General features: G+C 40.9%; 1 protein-coding gene. It reads right to left on the reverse strand.

All coding sequences use genetic code 11. The features are described 5' to 3' along the window. The coding region (locus tag R8N49_RS30515; RefSeq protein WP_318190874.1) for a HipA domain-containing protein at positions 1-516 on the reverse strand (516 nt) is incomplete at both ends.

The raw sequence follows: 516 nt of genomic DNA on the forward strand, positions 1-516 counted from the left end.
GACGGGGATATACCTTTTCAAGATGCCACTTATTGCCGCTTGAAGTGGATTTGAGAGACATAGCTAACTTTAGTTTACGCGTGTTTATACCTTTGCCATTTGATGCGGGATAGGCTGACATGATGTCGTAGAAAGGTGTTAGTCTATAAGCACCATTGGTCTCAATAAAAATTGAAAAGTTTTTTGAATGACCGTCGGTTGCGCCTATCAACCACTGAAAAACTTGGAAGCGCATGAAGTCATCACGGTCTTTCTCTGCGTTTGTTGAGCCGTTCAATAGCTCCATTATTTCTGCAATACCAATGCCTCCGTCAGCTTGATATTTCAAGTGGGTGGGTACAGATAATGCCTGGCACATATCTTCTTGAGCTAATCTTATAAGCGAACCTGTACTTCTAGACCATGCTCGATCAAACCGTTCAACAACTAAAGATTTCACATTATCAAAGTCTAATATCTCTACGTTAGGTACTTTGAACCCCATTGCTTCTGCTAGTTTGATACAGAGATACTCAT

This window comes from Vibrio sp. 1978 (assembly GCF_033344345.1).